Genomic DNA, 15,541 nt, shown 5'->3' on the forward strand with positions numbered 1-15,541 from the left:
TATGCCCTACGTTTTCTTTCTTCACTTGTGGTGACACTATATTCCCTACATTCTCTTTCTTCACTTGTGGTGACACTATATTCCCTACATTTTCTTTTTTCACTTGCGGCGATATTATATTCCCTACATTCTCTTTCTTCACTTGCGGCGATATTATATTCCCTACATTCTCCTTCTTCACTTGCGGCGATACTATATTGTTTTTTTTCGTTTGCGGAGAAATGATATTGTTAGGTTTCATTTTACTAATTTGAGGAGCAATTAACTCGCTTCCTTTTTTTATTACATCTGAAATTTTATATTCTTTTTTTGGTTTTATTGGTGGTTGTGGCGGCTGCGGTAATACATTTACCGAAAACTTCGTGTTTTCTTTTTCCGCCGGTTTTTGTTTTTCTATCACAGGTGGTTTTTGAATAACAGACGGTTTTTCAACTGGTTTTTCTTTTTGAATTGGCTGTTCTTTTTGCACCTCTTTTTGCGGCTTTACCTGCATCTCCTTCTGTGGTTTCACCTGTACTTCTTTTTGCGGCTTTACTTGCATCTCCTTCTGCGGTTTTACTTGCACTTCTTTTTGTGTTTGTTGCATAGCTGGCTGCTGTGTAATTGGTGCTGATTGATACGTAACTTCTTCTTCATCTTCTATTCCAAGCGGAGTTGGTGTTGCTGCAAATTCTTTTTGCTGCACTTCTTTTACGTATTGCTTTGGAGGCGCTGAGCCTGCTCCAGCCTGTTGTTTCATATGAACACTCTTTGATGGCACTTTAATTTTCATACCTGGCATGATTAGATCAGGATTACTAAGTTGTGTATTTGTTTGTTTCAGCGTATCAAAATCCACTCCGTACTTTTTCGCAATTTTCCAAAGGGTATCCCCTTTTTGCACGATATGAATTTTCAAATTTTCCCCCTCCTGTATAACTTATCTATAAGTAACAAATCTCATGAAGTAACTCTTTCTAAATAACGTTAACTTCTTTTCACTTTCATCACTTCTTCGATTTTCAATATCATTTGAAGTGGAATAAGCATAAAAAAATCGCAATGATTTCTTCACAACAATGTATGCCCATTTCGTTCTCGTTATGATTATGTGCATGAAAAAAAGCAACGGGAATACCGTTGCTTTACACACGCTCTAACATACGATTTAATGCAAGAACCGCTTCTGCGGTTACTTGTTTATCTACACTAATAACGTTAATTTCTTCTCCTCTTTCTATCGTTTCAAGTGCCCATAATAAGTGAGGCAGATCAATTCGGTTCATCGTTAAACATGGACACATAAATGGATTAAGCGAAACAATTTCTTTATCTGGATGTTGCTGAATAATTCGATTCACTAAATTCATTTCTGTACCAATCGCCCATTTGCTACCAGATGGCGCTGATTCAATCATATCAATAATATATTTCGTTGACCCTGCATAATCTGAAGCAGCTACAACTTCATAGCAACATTCTGGATGTACAATAATATTCATATCCGGATGATTTTTTCGTACATTCTCTATGTTTTTCACTGTAAAGTTTTGATGAACTGAACAATGACCTTTCCATAAAATCACTTGAATTTCTTCTATATCTCCATCGTACTCTAAAGAATCAGTATGCGGATCCCATACTGCCATTTTATCTAACGGGATACCTAAGTCGTACGCTGTATTTCTTCCTAAATGTTGATCCGGTAAAAAGACGAGACGTTCTTTTTGAGTAAACGCCCAAGATACCATTTGCTTTGCATTAGAAGAAGTTACTGTTGCTCCTCCGTTACGACCACAAAACGCTTTAATTGCAGCTGTAGAGTTCACATACGTTAACGGAATCATCGTATCTCCAAATAATTTCGTGAGCTCTTTCCACGCTCTTTCTGTTTGTTCAATATCTGCCATATCTGCCATCGAACATCCTGCACGCATATCTGGCAAAATAACGATTTGATCATCTGTCGTTAACATATCTGCTGTTTCCGCCATAAAGTGCACCCCGCAAAACACAATATACTTTGCGTCTTTATTGCTCGCTGCAACTTGCGCAAGCTGAAGTGAATCCCCTGCTGCATCTGAAAATTGTACCACTTCATCTTTTTGGTAATGATGTCCTGGAATGAATAACATTTTTCCCATTTTTTCTTTAATTTCATGAACACGCTTTTCCATATCTTCTTTTGACATCTTGTGATAACGCTCCGGTAACATCGTTTCAATTGGTTGCACTTTTTCTAAAATACTCATATTCCTTTCTCCCCCCTCTAAGCCACTTTCCTTATCCTTCAATATTGAAACTAATATCAAGTGCTTTCACTGAATGTGTTAACGCTCCAAGTGAAATATAATCTACCCCTGTTTTTCCGTATTTCGATAAATCTTCAATTGTAATGCCTCCTGATGCTTCCGTAACGATGGCACTTGGTACAATCTTTGAAAACTCTCTAATCTCATCTGGCGTACGGTTATCAAACATAATAATATCCGCTCCAGCCGCTACAGCCTCTCTCACTTGCTCCTCCGTTTCTGTTTCCACTTCTACTTTCACCATATGTCCTAATTTTTCTTTCAGCGATGTAACAGCTTTCGTAATAGAACCAGCAAAGGCAATATGATTGTCTTTGATCATGACACCATCATATAAACCGAAACGGTGATTAAATCCTCCTCCGCACACGACTGCATACTTATCAAACATACGTAGCCCCGGCATTGTTTTTCGCGTATCACAAATACGTGTATGGCTGCTATCTAAAGCAAGAACCGCTTTACGCGTCATCGTCGCTATTCCGCTCATACGCTGGATAACATTTAATATAACGCGCTCTGCTGTTAATAACGATGCAATTGGACCTTGCACAGTTGCAATGATTTCGCCTTTTTCTACAAGATCCCCATCTTTTTTATGAAGCTCTACTTCAATTCTCTCATCAATTAATTTAAATCCCGATTCAATTACTAAACGTCCTGCAAAGACCCCTGTATCCTTCGAAAGAAACGTTCCTTTTGAAAGCAAGTTATCTGGAAAAATAAGCTGAGATGTTACATCTCTTTCTCCTATATCTTCTAAAAAAAATCGATTTAATGCTTCTTTCACTTTTATCGTGTTCATAAAGCCCCTCTTCCCCTCATCACACAAGTTGTAGTTTTCTCTTTACTCGAACAATCTCTTTCTTTCCTACATTTCTATCTGGATAATCACTCCGGTAATGCCCACCAATACTTTCTTCTCTTTGCAGAGCTGACACAACTATAAGCTCACAAACCGTTAACATATTAATAAGTGTTATCTCTTCATTCGTAAGAACATCATGTTGTAATATCATATTTCGAACACCGTACTTACTAAGCCATCTCTTCGCATAAGATAAACTTTGCTCTGTTCGCACAATCCCAACATATTTCATCATGCATTTTTGTATTTCTTCTTTCGTCGGTAAATGATTCAGAACGATAAACTTCGCTTCCTTTTCGGCTAGCATGCTCACCTTTTCTTTTGTCTCTCTAGATAAAATGTGTCGTCCGATTCTTTTTCCAAACACAAGACCTTCTAATAATGAATTACTCGCTAATCTATTTGCACCATGAACCCCATTACAAGCTACTTCACCGACTGCGTATAGGTTCGGAATAGACGTCTCTCCATCACAGTTCGTTTTCACGCCGCCCATGTGAAAATGAGTACCGGGCACGACTGGAATAAGTTTTTTATTTATATCGACTCCATTTGTTTTACATATCGATGACACGGTCGGAAAGCGTTGTTCAAAGTTTTGAATCATTCCGATGTTTAAGTACACTTTTTCACCCGCAAGTAGCTGTTCATGAATAGCCCTTGCGACTACATCACGAGGCGCTAGATCCTGTTCGGAATGTATATCCATCATAAAACGCTGCCCTTTTCCATTTATAAGGACAGCTCCTTCTCCGCGAACAGCTTCGGACACGAGGCCGGAACAACGCCCACCCGCGTATAACATCGTCGGATGAAATTGTATAAACTCTAAATCTACAAGCTCTCCGCCTGCACGGTACACCATTGCAAGTCCATCGCCTGTAATTGTCTCATCATTAGAAGTAAAGGCGTATAAACCGCCAATACCGCCTGAAGCTAACACCGTATAATCTGCATTGTAACGTTTCAGTTCTCCTTTATTGTTACGAGTTAAAGCCCCAACACATTTATCTTTTTCTATAATAAAATCGAGCACCATTTCCTGTTCCACTACCGTAACGTATGGAGCTACTTCTTGAATAAGATGCTCTAATAAATTCTTTCCTGTTGCATCGCCACCTGCATGTAAAATACGACGTTTTCGATGCGCTCCTTCTTTTCCAAGATGAGGACCTGTTTCATCTCCATCAAATTTCATTCCTCTTTCAATAAGATTATTAATTTCTTTCGGCCCTTCCTCGACTAAATAACGGACCACTTCTTCATTATTATAATGACACCCTGCTACTAACGTATCTTCAAAATGATCATTAGGATTGTCATATGTAGCTACCGCTGCGGCAATTCCACCTTGAGCTAAATGTGTATTATTATTACGTTTCGTCTCCTTTGTGATAATAATCACATTCTTTTCGTGACAAATCTCTTTTGCAACACGAAGTGCCGCAACGCCACTTCCAATAATTAAGACATCTGCACTTGGCATAATTGTTGCCTCCTACTTTACACTTTTCAACTGTCTTGACACCTATATTTACATAGTTTTAAAATAATGACAAGAGTTTTTTTATAATTCTTATTTTCACTACCATTTAAAAAGTAAAAGAAATGTAACTCTTACTAGAGAGAGGAACTTACATGATGATATATCTTGACTATGCAGCTACTACACCTATGAGCGAGGAAGCGTTACAAACATATATGAAAGCAGCTTCTCAATACTTCGGAAATGAACAAAGTTTACATGACATTGGAGGAACGGCTTCTTCTTTATTACAAGTTTGCCGAAAAACATTCGCGGAAATGATTGGTGGAAAAGAACAAGGAGTATTCTTCACAAGCGGTGGCTCAGAATCAAACTATCTTGCGATCCAATCACTTCTAAATGCCCGAAATAAGAAGCATATTATTACGACACCTATGGAACATGCATCCATTCGAAGTTATTTTCAATCTCTAAAATCAAAAGGCTATACGATCACTGAAATTCCTGTTGATAAAAGCGGACTCATTTGTTTAGTAGATTTAGAGGCATCTATTACAGAAGATACTGTGCTAGCAAGTATACAGCATGGAAACTCTGAAATCGGAACCGTTCAAAACATTACAGAAATCGGGGCAATTTTGAAAAAATATAATGTTTTATTTCATACGGATTGTGTGCAAACGTTTGGTAAACTGCCTATCCATGTTTTTGAGATGGGGATTGATAGTCTTTCTGTTTCAGCACATAAAATATACGGACCAAAAGGTGTCGGCGCTTGCTACATAAATCCGCAATCTCGCTGGGAACAAGTATTTCCAGGAACTTCTCACGAAAAAGGATTTCGCCCAGGTACAGTTAACGTTCCCGGCATCGCATCTTTTTTAACAGCTGCTGAAAATATATTAAAAACTCAATGGGAAGAAAGTTTACGTTTTAAAGAGTTACGATCCTACTTTTTAGAGCAAATACAAACACTTCCGCTAGAAATTGAAGTAGAAGGTCATTCTACTTCTTGTTTACCACATATTGTTGGGGTTACAATAAAAGGAATAGAAGGTCAATATACTATGCTAGAATGTAATCGTCATGGTATTGCCATTTCCACCGGAAGTGCTTGCCAAGTCGGTAAACAAGAACCTTCGAAAACCATGCTTGCAATTGGAAAAACGTATGAAGAGGTCAAACAATATGTCCGCTTCTCTTTCGGACAACAAACAACGAAAGATCAAATTGATACTACTATTCATGCACTACACACAATTGGAAATCAATTTTATAGAGGTGTTAAATCATAATGAAACAAAATGAACAAAAAAAGATTTTAGGTGAAGAAAGACGACAGCTTATCCTCCAGTGGCTTCTCGCTGCAAATGAGCCGTTATCTGGAAATGAACTATCGAAGAAGACAAACGTAAGTAGGCAAGTTATCGTGCAAGATATTTCCTTACTTAAAGCACGAAACGAACCAATTATTGCGACTGCTCAAGGCTATTTATATTTAAAGCCACAAGAGAAACAACAAGCTTTTGAACGCGTAATCGTATGCCAGCACAAACCAGCAGAAGTACGTCAAGAACTTACAATGCTTGTTGATCACGGTGTTACGATTAAAGACGTAAAAGTTGAGCATCCTGTATACGGCGATTTAACAGCATCTATTATGGTAAGTAATCGCTTTGATGTAGAACAATATTTACAAAAAATAGAAAACACAAATGCTTCTTACCTTTCGCAACTAACAGATGGTATTCACTTACATACAATTGAGGCCGATTCTAAAGAAAAGTTAGATGCTGCTTGCAAGGCACTGGATAAAGCAGGATTTCTCGTTTATTAATGTAAAGCACAGAGTTTTTATAATTCTCTGTGCTTTTTTAATGCTATAATATTGTAATCAATCGTAAAGGAGATCACTTATGGGAATTAAACTCGTTCACTTTAGCATTGGCAAACCGAAACAAATGAAATATAGCGAAGATAAAGAAATGATTACTGGTATATGTAAGGAACTTACAGAAGAAGCTTTCCTCTCAAAAGATGGATTCCTCGGCGATGACGTAGCAGATTTAAAACATCATGGCGGTCCTGATCGAGCTGTTTGTGTATACCCACACGAGCATTACGCACTATGGGAAGAGGAATTTCAAACTACGCTTCCAGCTTCCACATTTGGCGAAAACATTACCGTAACAAATATGTTAGAGCGTGATGTTTGCATCGGAGATACATATCAACTAGGTGAAGCAATCATTCAAGTGACACAAGCAAGAGTACCTTGTAGCACTATTTCAAAACGCCTCGGTATTCCTGGCATTTTGCCGCGCATTGTAGCAACTGGATTTACTGGCTACCTATGCCGTGTTCTTCAAGAAGGTACTGTACGTAAAGATTCTAAAATTACATTACTAGAACGTCAACCGAGCAATATTTCTGTGTTGTTCTCTAACGAAATCTATTTTCATAATAGAAAAGATAAAGATGGCATAGAAAAAATTCTTGCTGTTCCAGAACTAGCTGATATTTGGCGTGGTCAGTTAGAAGAGCGTCTTGTGAAGTTAAAATAAAGAATCCCACCAGGTAAAACAGTATTGAGTTCTGATATGCTCCCCATTAGGTAGACAGATAAAAAATAAAAATCTGTTTATCTAATGGGAGTATTTTTATTTTCTCTTCCTTCACGTCCAAACATATAAAAATATATTTCATATTATATATGGACAACCTTTAACCCTTATATATGAAGGGAGTGATTAGTTATGGCAGATTACTTCTTAAAAAATGGAAAAAAATATTATAAGAAAAATGATCATCCATGTAATTCTTCAAATTCAGATTCAACTAACTGTTTTATACAGAACTATACTATTTTCGGTACGGAAGATACCCCTCAAGATCTTGATATAACAACTGGAATTCCTCGAACTGTATTTGAAAACTTCACTAAAAATCATAATAAGACACTTATTAAATTTAGTTTCAGTCCTGCATTTGCAACAACGATTAGATTAACAATTGCAAGATTAAACCATCGCTCTCCACTTACATTTACCTTAACACCAGGAGATATTAAAACATTTTTAGTAGAAGATGTTTTGAGTATTACTTTCTCAGATACTGTAGCTCCATCTACACTTAATCTATTAATACAACAAACGAATTGTATTTGCTGCAGTAATTCGAACAATGATGAATCCTATTATTATAATAGTTGTAATGATGCGTACTAAAAACACGACAAAAGAGTGACCTATTCCTAACAGAAAGCCGTCCTAAAATATCTTTTAGGACGGCTTCTTTATTTTGCTAGCTTAATTACATCACTTACTCCAATAGAATCGATAGCTTACTCTGCCTCAAACCGATAAACAACTTTTCATTTCAAACAAGTTTAACAACAGCTCCCTTTACAACCAATAAGAAGAATAACTCCCCAGCACAGTAACAGAAAAACCGAGTGCTTCAAGTTCCATCGTTACGCCTGGCAATAATACGTCATCATATGCTTTATCGACATCGATTAAGAAAAAGTAATTTCCAAGACCTGTTTTCATCGGACGCGATTCGATTTTTGATAAGTTTAATTTTCTCCATGCGAAAGCTGATAACACTTGATATAGGGCACCTGCATAATCTGCAGGTAACGTTATCATAAGCGTCGTTTTCTCTCCGCGGTTCTCTCCGTTATTCGGGAGTACTGCTTTCTTTTTCTTATGGAGTACTAGGAAACGTGTGTGATTATTTTTATGCGTATGAATGCTACGCCTCACAATTGTTAATCCATATTTTTCTGCAGCTGCTTCATTTGCAATAGCGGCAATTTTCTCTTCAGGATGTTCTTTCACATATTGCGCAGCGGCACTTGTGGATGTCATATCTCGAACAGTTACTCCTTTTAATTCTTCATTTAAAAATTTATGGCACTGTGCAATGGCATGCGGATGAGAATGCACCGCATATACTTCATCCCACACTTCTGCATACTGCGGATGTACAAGTAAATGCTGCTGAATTGGTACTGTAATTTCTCCTACAATGGAAAGCGGCTGCTCATGTACAAGATAATCAACCGTTATATTCACTGAACCTTCTATTGCATTTTCTAACGGTACAACTGCGAAGTCTACATTTTCATTTGCAGCTGCATCTATACAATCTGGAATCGTTCGATACGGTACATGCTCTGCTTCTGGAAAAAAACGACTCACCGCCATATTTGTAAATGTTGCTTCTGGTCCTAAATATCCTACTCGAATCATCGTCTTTTCCCCTCTTTTTCGTTTTCTTACTGTTATACCATACTTTTTTATATTCTTCTATGTAAATTTCGAATATTAAAAAAATATTGGCTTTCGCTAGTCTAAATGTTTCTTATATTCTCTTTGAGCGAAGAAGAAATAAATGATACATGCTGCGATATAAAACAGAATGAACAAACCTACTTTTCTTAATGATCCATCCATAAAAAGCGTATTATGAAACGTATATAACGCAACTGCACTATGCATACTCCCTACTATAATTGGCGCAAAAAATAGCATACATAATTGCCAAAGAGAAATTTTCCATACTTCTTCCTTCGTCATTCCAAGTTTAGAGAGTGCACCATACTGCTTTCGGTCCGATGCAATATTATGGAACCATTTAAAATACACGATACTACATGAAGTAAGAAAAAATAATATACTAATAAATGAGCCTACAAATAGAGTAATATCGCCGCCTTCTTTCATATTTACATATAACTCCATATTGCTTCGAAATGCATTATTATCTTGTTTCATATGTTTCCGTAAATCTTCATTTAATTTCTTCGTCTTTTCGATATTTGGTAATGTGTAGCCTCTATATATCATTTTTTCAGAATCAGGAACCTGATTTGCTATACTGTCAAAATCTTCATCATTCATAACGAAGAACAGACCATTAATGTACGAAGGATGATGGTTAAATTGAACACCTTCTTTCTGACCGTTAAATACGAATTGATATGGTTGATTCATTACTTGCAATTGAATCTCTTTTTGATTATATACATTCGAATTATTGTATTTATTATAATAAACGAGTGTCACTGTACCTTTTTTAGGACGATACGTTTTCTGTTTTTGTTTCCTCGCTTCTTGGTTATATTCACTTTCTTTTATAAGCGGTACTATTGTTGTTTCTCCCTTATTAGACTGAAAGGATGCATACACTCCAATAAAACTCATATATTGAAAATCATCATACTCATATTGATGCAGTAATTTTTCAACCGCACCTTCCTCAAAGACTTCATGAGTAGAAATACCTTTTTCTATGTACGAAAACGAGTGTATCCCTCCAGTTCGCCACATATCTTGCATGCTAGAAAAATATAAGAACACCGTACCTGTTGCTGTAACTACAAACGTCGTTGCCATAGACATCAGAAAGAAAAAGCGACCATTTTCCTTCATTCGATGTGACAATTGATTCACTATAAATAAATACGGATATGTATACATAATCTTTTTATTTCGCTTTATCATTTCTAACACTTGGGTAGCACCATGCGCGAAAGAAAAGTACGTTCCAAAAAAGACAAGTATAGACACAGGGAAAAAGTATATCGCTATCGTAGCCATCGTCACTTGTAGCGCCAACGCATACCCGCCCACTAAACAAGCAAAACCGAATAAACAGAGCCACTTTGATGTTTTCTTCTCTTTTTTATCTGTTCGAAATTCTTTCAATAACCGAATGATTTTTATATTCCATATACGTAAAGCACTTATAAAAGATAATAGAATAAAAACGACTATATATGTAATAAATGTTACACCAATCGCCCTTACGTCAAATATGACAGGCAGTTCTTTCGGAAGCCCCAGTAACATACTAAATACCATAAAAAAGAGTTTTAAAAATATCATACCAAGCCCAATACCGAAAATATTCGCGAAGACCCCAATTAAAATTTGCTCGGTCATAATCACTCCTATTACGTTAGACTTTGTTGCTCCCATTAACATATATAACCCTAATTCTTTCTTACGTGCTTCTATGAAAATAGAAGTAGAGTACAAAATAAATATGACGAAAAAAGAAATGATTATAACATTACATATGATAAGTCCCCAGCGTACGTTTTGATACCACATCGTCTCTTGCATATACGGATGCACAATGACAGACATATATGCGTAAGAAGCAAATATTGCAAAACAACTACTTAAGAAAAACACTTTATAATTACGCCAATTTCCTTTTATATTTTGCAGCGCTAGTTGCCGAATGTTCATCTATCGTCCTCCTGTAACTTACTACATAGGCAAAAAGCTAGAGGTTCCCCTAGCTTTTTACGTGTTTTAAATATCCTCTTTGCGCGATCACAAAGTAAATAGCAGAAGCTAAAATGTATGCTCCAATTACAAGCGCACCTGATTTCCACAAATCAATATAAAGCATTTTCCCTAACGTATGAAGAGCAAATCCACTATGAATGGAACCGATTAAAATTGGGATAAAGAAGATAACTCCCATTTGTCGGATCGCAATTTTGCGAATTTCTTTATCTGTCATACCGATTCTCTTTAACGATTTAAATTGAATACGATCTTGTTCTTTATCGTTAAACCATTTAAAGTATGTCATACTACAAGCGAAGAAGAAGAACAGTACCGCTACGAAGAAACCGATGAACATTGTAATTGCTCCACCTTCTCTTATATCCTTATACGCAAACACTGAATTTCTCAATTCTCCTTGCTTTTCTGGTGCAATTTCATTTTTCAAATCTAATACAAGATCTTCTGTACTTTTCCAATCCTCAATATAATAACCGTAATATTTCGTCTTTTCTTCATCTGGTACGAGTTTTGCATATTTCTCAAAATCTTGATCATTTACAACGAGATATTCACTATCATTAAAAACAGAATACTGCGTTGGGGCATTTAATTGAACAGACTGCTTTTGTCCGTTAATTGTAAATTCATACGGTTTCGTACGGTCTATCTTCATCAGTTCATTTGACATATCAACCATAACCATCGTTGCACTACCCATTGCATTATAAATTTCTGAAGGTTGCTCTCTCTTTTGTTTACGCACTTCCGCATTATATTCTTTTTCTGAAATAATCGTCATCGGTACTTCATGTTCACTATTAAACAACGTTATTTTCTGTGTTGCTGGTAGTTTAACGTAGGTTACTTTTCGTGCATCTTCAAACCCGTGTCTCTTCACAAGCTCCTGTACCTTTTCTTCATTAATAAGGCTATATGTATTTAACCCCTTTTCCTCATATGAGATAGCATGTGGTGTAAGTTCTACCGTTTTCGCACTCAAATTTTCAAAATATACGTAAAGCGTGCCAACTGCCGAGGATACAATCGCCGTAATAATAGAAATTACAAATAAAAAACGAGCATTATCTTTCATTTTATAAATAAGGTTACTAAGGACGAACATATTTGGATACGTATAAAAAGATTGTTTTCGTTTTTGTAATGCTTTTAATACAACTGTACTTCCTTGTGTAAATAGTAAATACGTTCCGCCAATTGTCAGTCCTACAACCGGTAAAAATAGAATGAGGAAATTCAGGAACGTTACTTGGAAGCTAAGTACATATGCAGCAATGATACATCCTATACCAACTACACTTAACCATGTAAATGCAAACGGCTCTACTTTTTGCTTTCTTGCTTCTCTTAATAAATCAATAATTTGCAAGCGTCCTACTGTCCAAACACTAAACAATGATAGGATTAAAAATAAAATAAAGTATACACCAGCTGTAATAAAAACTGCTTTACTATTCCAAACGAGTGGAAGTGTCTTATCTATTTTCAATAATACGCTTAACGCTTGGAAAAATAATTTTGAACAAAGCATTCCAACCCCAATACCAACTACAATTGCAATACTACCTAACATCAGTTGCTCTAATATAATCATTCGGCCGAGCTGCGATTTCGTTCCGCCTATTAATGTTAGTAGACCAAACTCTTTTTTTCTTGCTCGTAAAAACGTTGAATTTGCATATAAAATAAAGAGTGCCGAGAAGATGACCACAATATAATTCATCGATTCTAATCCTTTTGTGATCATCGTTCTCATACTAATATTACCGCTTACGACATCTGGATGATAAATAAAAGAAGCATACATGAAAAATACGACAATCGATAAACAACTACTTATAAGAAACGCTTTATAGTTACGCCAATTTCCTTTTACGTTATTAAGCGCGAGCTGGCGAAAGTTCATGATATTCTCCTCCTAGCATCGCAAGTACGTCCAGAATTTCTTGGAAAAAGGCTTGTTTCGTTCTTCCTTTATGTATTTCCGAGAAAATTTCTCCATCGCGTATGAAAAGGATACGTTCACAATAACTAGCCGCTACTGGATCGTGCGTAACCATTGCAATCGTTACTTTCTTTTGCTCGTGTAAATCTTGCAGAGCGCCCATTAGCGATTTCGCTGACTTTGAGTCTAAGTTTCCAGTTGGCTCATCTGCTAAAATTAACGTCGGTTCATGAATGATTGCTCTCGCTGCTGCTGCGCGTTGTTGTTGTCCGCCTGATACTTCGTATACTTTTTTATTTAAAATTTCTTCGATGTTTAAAAACTTCGCAATTTCCAGTACTTTCGCATCGATTTCATTTACAGATTTCTTCGCCATTACAAGTGGTAAAATAATGTTTTCTTTAATAGATAACGTATCAAGTAAGTTAAAATCTTGGAAGATGAACCCTAAATGTGTACGGCGAAACTCCGCTAATTTGGCAGCACGCATTTGATTAATTTCTTCACCATTTACAAGTACATGACCTGAAGTTTGCTTATCAATTGTTGCTAATAAATTTAAAAGCGTCGTTTTCCCGCTTCCTGAAGGACCCATAATCCCTACAAATTCGCCTTCTTCTATTTTAAAATTTATATCGTTTAAAGCAGTCGTCGCTACTGAACCTTTTGATTGGTACACCTTCGTTAATCCTTTTACTTCAAGAACACTCATTTCTAATCCCCCTATGTGTTTTCTTCTTACATTTACTATAAGAAAAATAAGAAAAAGAAACGAGTGATTTCCCTTACAAAACGTTTTGTTATCTTACAGTTTTGTCATTTTTCTCATCAATGTATGATATTCTTCATCTTTTGCAAATTGGAACGTGAATGTTGTCCCTTCTCCTTCAGCCGATTGAACATACATTCCATGATGTAAATTATCGCAAATTTCCTTCGTAATATATAAGCCCATCCCAGTCGCTTCTCTCGTTTTACGTCCATTTATTCCCGTAAAGAATGGGTCAAATATGCGCTTTACGTCTTGCTCTGGAATACCAATTCCATTGTCCTTAATATGTAATAACACCTTTTGATCTTTCTCTTCAATTTGAAATTGAATTTCTTTTTTCTCTACCGCTGAAATTTTGGTATACTTGATTGCGTTTACAACAATTTGACCTATAGCAATGCCCAGCCATTTTCTATCAGATGCAACCATACAAGTATCTTCTTCAAACATCACTTTCGGGAATACAGACGATTGAATGAAGGATTTTCGGTTTTCATTAATAATACCTCGCACGATATCTATAACATTTACTACTTCTACCTTATAATCTTTCGCAAACTGCTCTAGTCTTGCCATATGTAACGCTAAATCTAACCCATTTAGTATACGGTTATTTTCTTCACGGATACTTTCAACTGTTACTCTTGCCTCACGATGCTCTTTGCCAAACTTCTGCAACAATAATTCAATAACAGATACTGGTGTTTTCATTTGGTGAATCCATTGGTTCATAAATATCATTTGCTGTTGCTCTTTCGCATGCTGTTTATGAATTTCATTCATATATTGCTGTCTTAATAACGTAAAAGATTCAACGACCATTTCTTGCTCTGATGTATAAGATTCATCAATAAGTAAAGAGTCATGTAATGTATTTCCGCCAGTAACGTACTTTTCGATCCTCTTTAAAAACACACTCCGTTTTCGATAATCGTAAATGAGGTATACAGTAAACACAACTGTTCCTAATAAAAGTCCATATAACCACGTACTCCAATCAATGGATTTCTTTTCTAAAAGACTTTGCAACTGCAAAACGAGCCCAAATAAACAAAGGCTAACAATATAAGAAAGAATTAAAGGAAAGCGATCCACGAGGTAATTTTTAACCTTCATGCCCTTCGCCCCACTCCGTAAGAAGCGCATAACCATATCCACGTTTCGTTACAATTGCATTTTTAATGCCTAGCTCTTCTAGTTTCTTCCTTACACGTTTTACATTTACGGTTAATGTATTATCATCCACAAATGCTACTTCATCCCATAGAGCTTCTAACAGTTCTTCACGCGTTACATATTGATTCACCTGTTTCATTAAACACTCTAATAAGTAAAACTCATTTTTTGTCAGTTCAGTTTGTTGTCCCTGCCACTCAACGATATGCTGGGACGGGAATAACAACAGTCCATTTACACCTAAACAATCACTCTCAGCAGCAGAGGCATACTCTCCATAGCCACGGCGAAGCGCACTCTTCACCTTTGCCATTACGATATCTAAATGGAATGGCTTCGTAATATAATCATCGCCGCCATTTTCAATCGCCATCACTTGATCCATTTCCCCTGTTCTTGCAGAAACAAAAATAATCGGCGCATTCGATACAGTACGAATTTGACGACACCAATAAAAACCGTCAAAGTACGGTAAGTTAATATCAAGTAACACAAGATGAGGATTTATTTTTACAAACTCATCTTTTATATGACGTAAATCACTTGCTCTAAATGATTGATAGCCATACCTTTCTAAATGCTCCTCTAATATTCCCGCAATTTTCTCATCATCTTCTACAATTAATATTTTATACATGTTCTTTTTCTCCCCATAAAAGAATTCTTCTACATTT

Annotated in this window: 13 protein-coding genes and 1 pseudogene; 4 read left to right on the forward strand and 10 right to left on the reverse strand. The window is 36.3% G+C overall.

What is annotated here, in order from left to right; all coding sequences use genetic code 11:
* The 4 genes and pseudogenes from exsA to nadB all read right to left on the reverse strand — a co-directional run.
* Positions 1-898 (reverse strand): annotated as a pseudogene (gene exsA / locus DN403_RS12965) (spore coat assembly protein ExsA); the annotation flags it as partial.
* A gap of 226 nt (positions 899-1,124) precedes the next feature.
* Complete coding sequence (gene nadA / locus DN403_RS12970) at positions 1,125-2,231, reverse strand: quinolinate synthase NadA (protein WP_000025283.1); 1,107 nt, start codon at positions 2,229-2,231, stop codon at positions 1,125-1,127.
* Between the two features lie 31 nt (positions 2,232-2,262).
* A complete protein-coding gene (nadC, locus tag DN403_RS12975) occupies positions 2,263-3,096 on the reverse strand; it encodes a carboxylating nicotinate-nucleotide diphosphorylase (RefSeq protein WP_001092241.1) in 834 nt (277 codons plus the stop codon).
* A 19-nt stretch (positions 3,097-3,115) separates the two neighbouring features.
* Complete coding sequence (gene nadB, locus DN403_RS12980; protein ID WP_016098985.1) at positions 3,116-4,645, reverse strand: L-aspartate oxidase; 1,530 nt, start codon at positions 4,643-4,645, stop codon at positions 3,116-3,118.
* 152 nt (positions 4,646-4,797) lie between these two features.
* On the opposite strand from nadB, the gene DN403_RS12985 reads away from it, so the two are divergent.
* The 4 genes from DN403_RS12985 (at position 4,798) to DN403_RS13000 (ending at position 7,872) form a co-directional block, all read left to right on the forward strand.
* Entirely contained in the window at positions 4,798-5,940 is a 1,143-nt protein-coding gene (locus DN403_RS12985; RefSeq protein ID WP_149185528.1) for an IscS subfamily cysteine desulfurase, read from the forward strand.
* Entirely contained in the window at positions 5,940-6,482 is a 543-nt protein-coding gene (locus tag DN403_RS12990; RefSeq protein WP_000812273.1) for a transcription repressor NadR, read from the forward strand. The genes DN403_RS12985 and DN403_RS12990 overlap by 1 nt, the downstream gene beginning before the upstream one ends.
* A gap of 79 nt (positions 6,483-6,561) precedes the next feature.
* Positions 6,562-7,209: an MOSC domain-containing protein gene (locus DN403_RS12995; RefSeq protein ID WP_000511662.1), complete on the forward strand. Its 648-nt coding sequence runs from the start codon at positions 6,562-6,564 to the stop codon at positions 7,207-7,209.
* A gap of 192 nt (positions 7,210-7,401) precedes the next feature.
* On the forward strand, positions 7,402-7,872 hold the full coding sequence (locus tag DN403_RS13000; protein WP_000796367.1) for a hypothetical protein: 471 nt from the start codon (positions 7,402-7,404) through the stop codon (positions 7,870-7,872).
* A 177-nt stretch (positions 7,873-8,049) separates the two neighbouring features.
* Here DN403_RS13000 and pheA read toward each other — a convergent pair whose 3' ends face one another.
* From pheA to DN403_RS13030, 6 genes are all read right to left on the reverse strand, one after another.
* The gene (gene pheA / locus DN403_RS13005) at positions 8,050-8,901 is read right to left on the reverse strand and encodes a prephenate dehydratase (protein ID WP_000621701.1); all 852 of its coding nucleotides are present in this window, start codon (positions 8,899-8,901) and stop codon (positions 8,050-8,052) included.
* A gap of 96 nt (positions 8,902-8,997) precedes the next feature.
* Positions 8,998-10,908, reverse strand: a complete 1,911-nt coding sequence (locus DN403_RS13010) for an ABC transporter permease (protein ID WP_149185529.1) — start codon at positions 10,906-10,908, stop codon at positions 8,998-9,000.
* Positions 10,909-10,957: 49 nt separating this feature from the next.
* Positions 10,958-12,880 (reverse strand): ABC transporter permease, encoded by a 1,923-nt coding sequence (locus DN403_RS13015; protein ID WP_001011431.1) that lies wholly within the window; start codon positions 12,878-12,880, stop codon positions 10,958-10,960.
* Positions 12,855-13,631 carry an ABC transporter ATP-binding protein gene (locus DN403_RS13020; protein WP_000114529.1) on the reverse strand — a complete coding sequence of 259 codons (777 nt, stop codon included), beginning with the start codon at positions 13,629-13,631 and terminating at the stop codon, positions 12,855-12,857. The genes DN403_RS13015 and DN403_RS13020 overlap by 26 nt, the downstream gene beginning before the upstream one ends.
* 93 nt (positions 13,632-13,724) lie before the next feature.
* Complete coding sequence (locus tag DN403_RS13025) at positions 13,725-14,807, reverse strand: HAMP domain-containing histidine kinase (protein ID WP_000865416.1); 1,083 nt, start codon at positions 14,805-14,807, stop codon at positions 13,725-13,727.
* Positions 14,797-15,504 (reverse strand): response regulator transcription factor, encoded by a 708-nt coding sequence (locus DN403_RS13030; RefSeq protein ID WP_002082113.1) that lies wholly within the window; start codon positions 15,502-15,504, stop codon positions 14,797-14,799. The genes DN403_RS13025 and DN403_RS13030 overlap by 11 nt, the downstream gene beginning before the upstream one ends.
* Between the last annotated feature and the right edge of the window lie 37 nt (positions 15,505-15,541).

The organism is Bacillus sp. AY2-1 (assembly GCF_008368965.1).
GTDB classification, from domain to species: Bacteria; Bacillota; Bacilli; order Bacillales; family Bacillaceae_G; genus Bacillus_A; species Bacillus_A thuringiensis_S.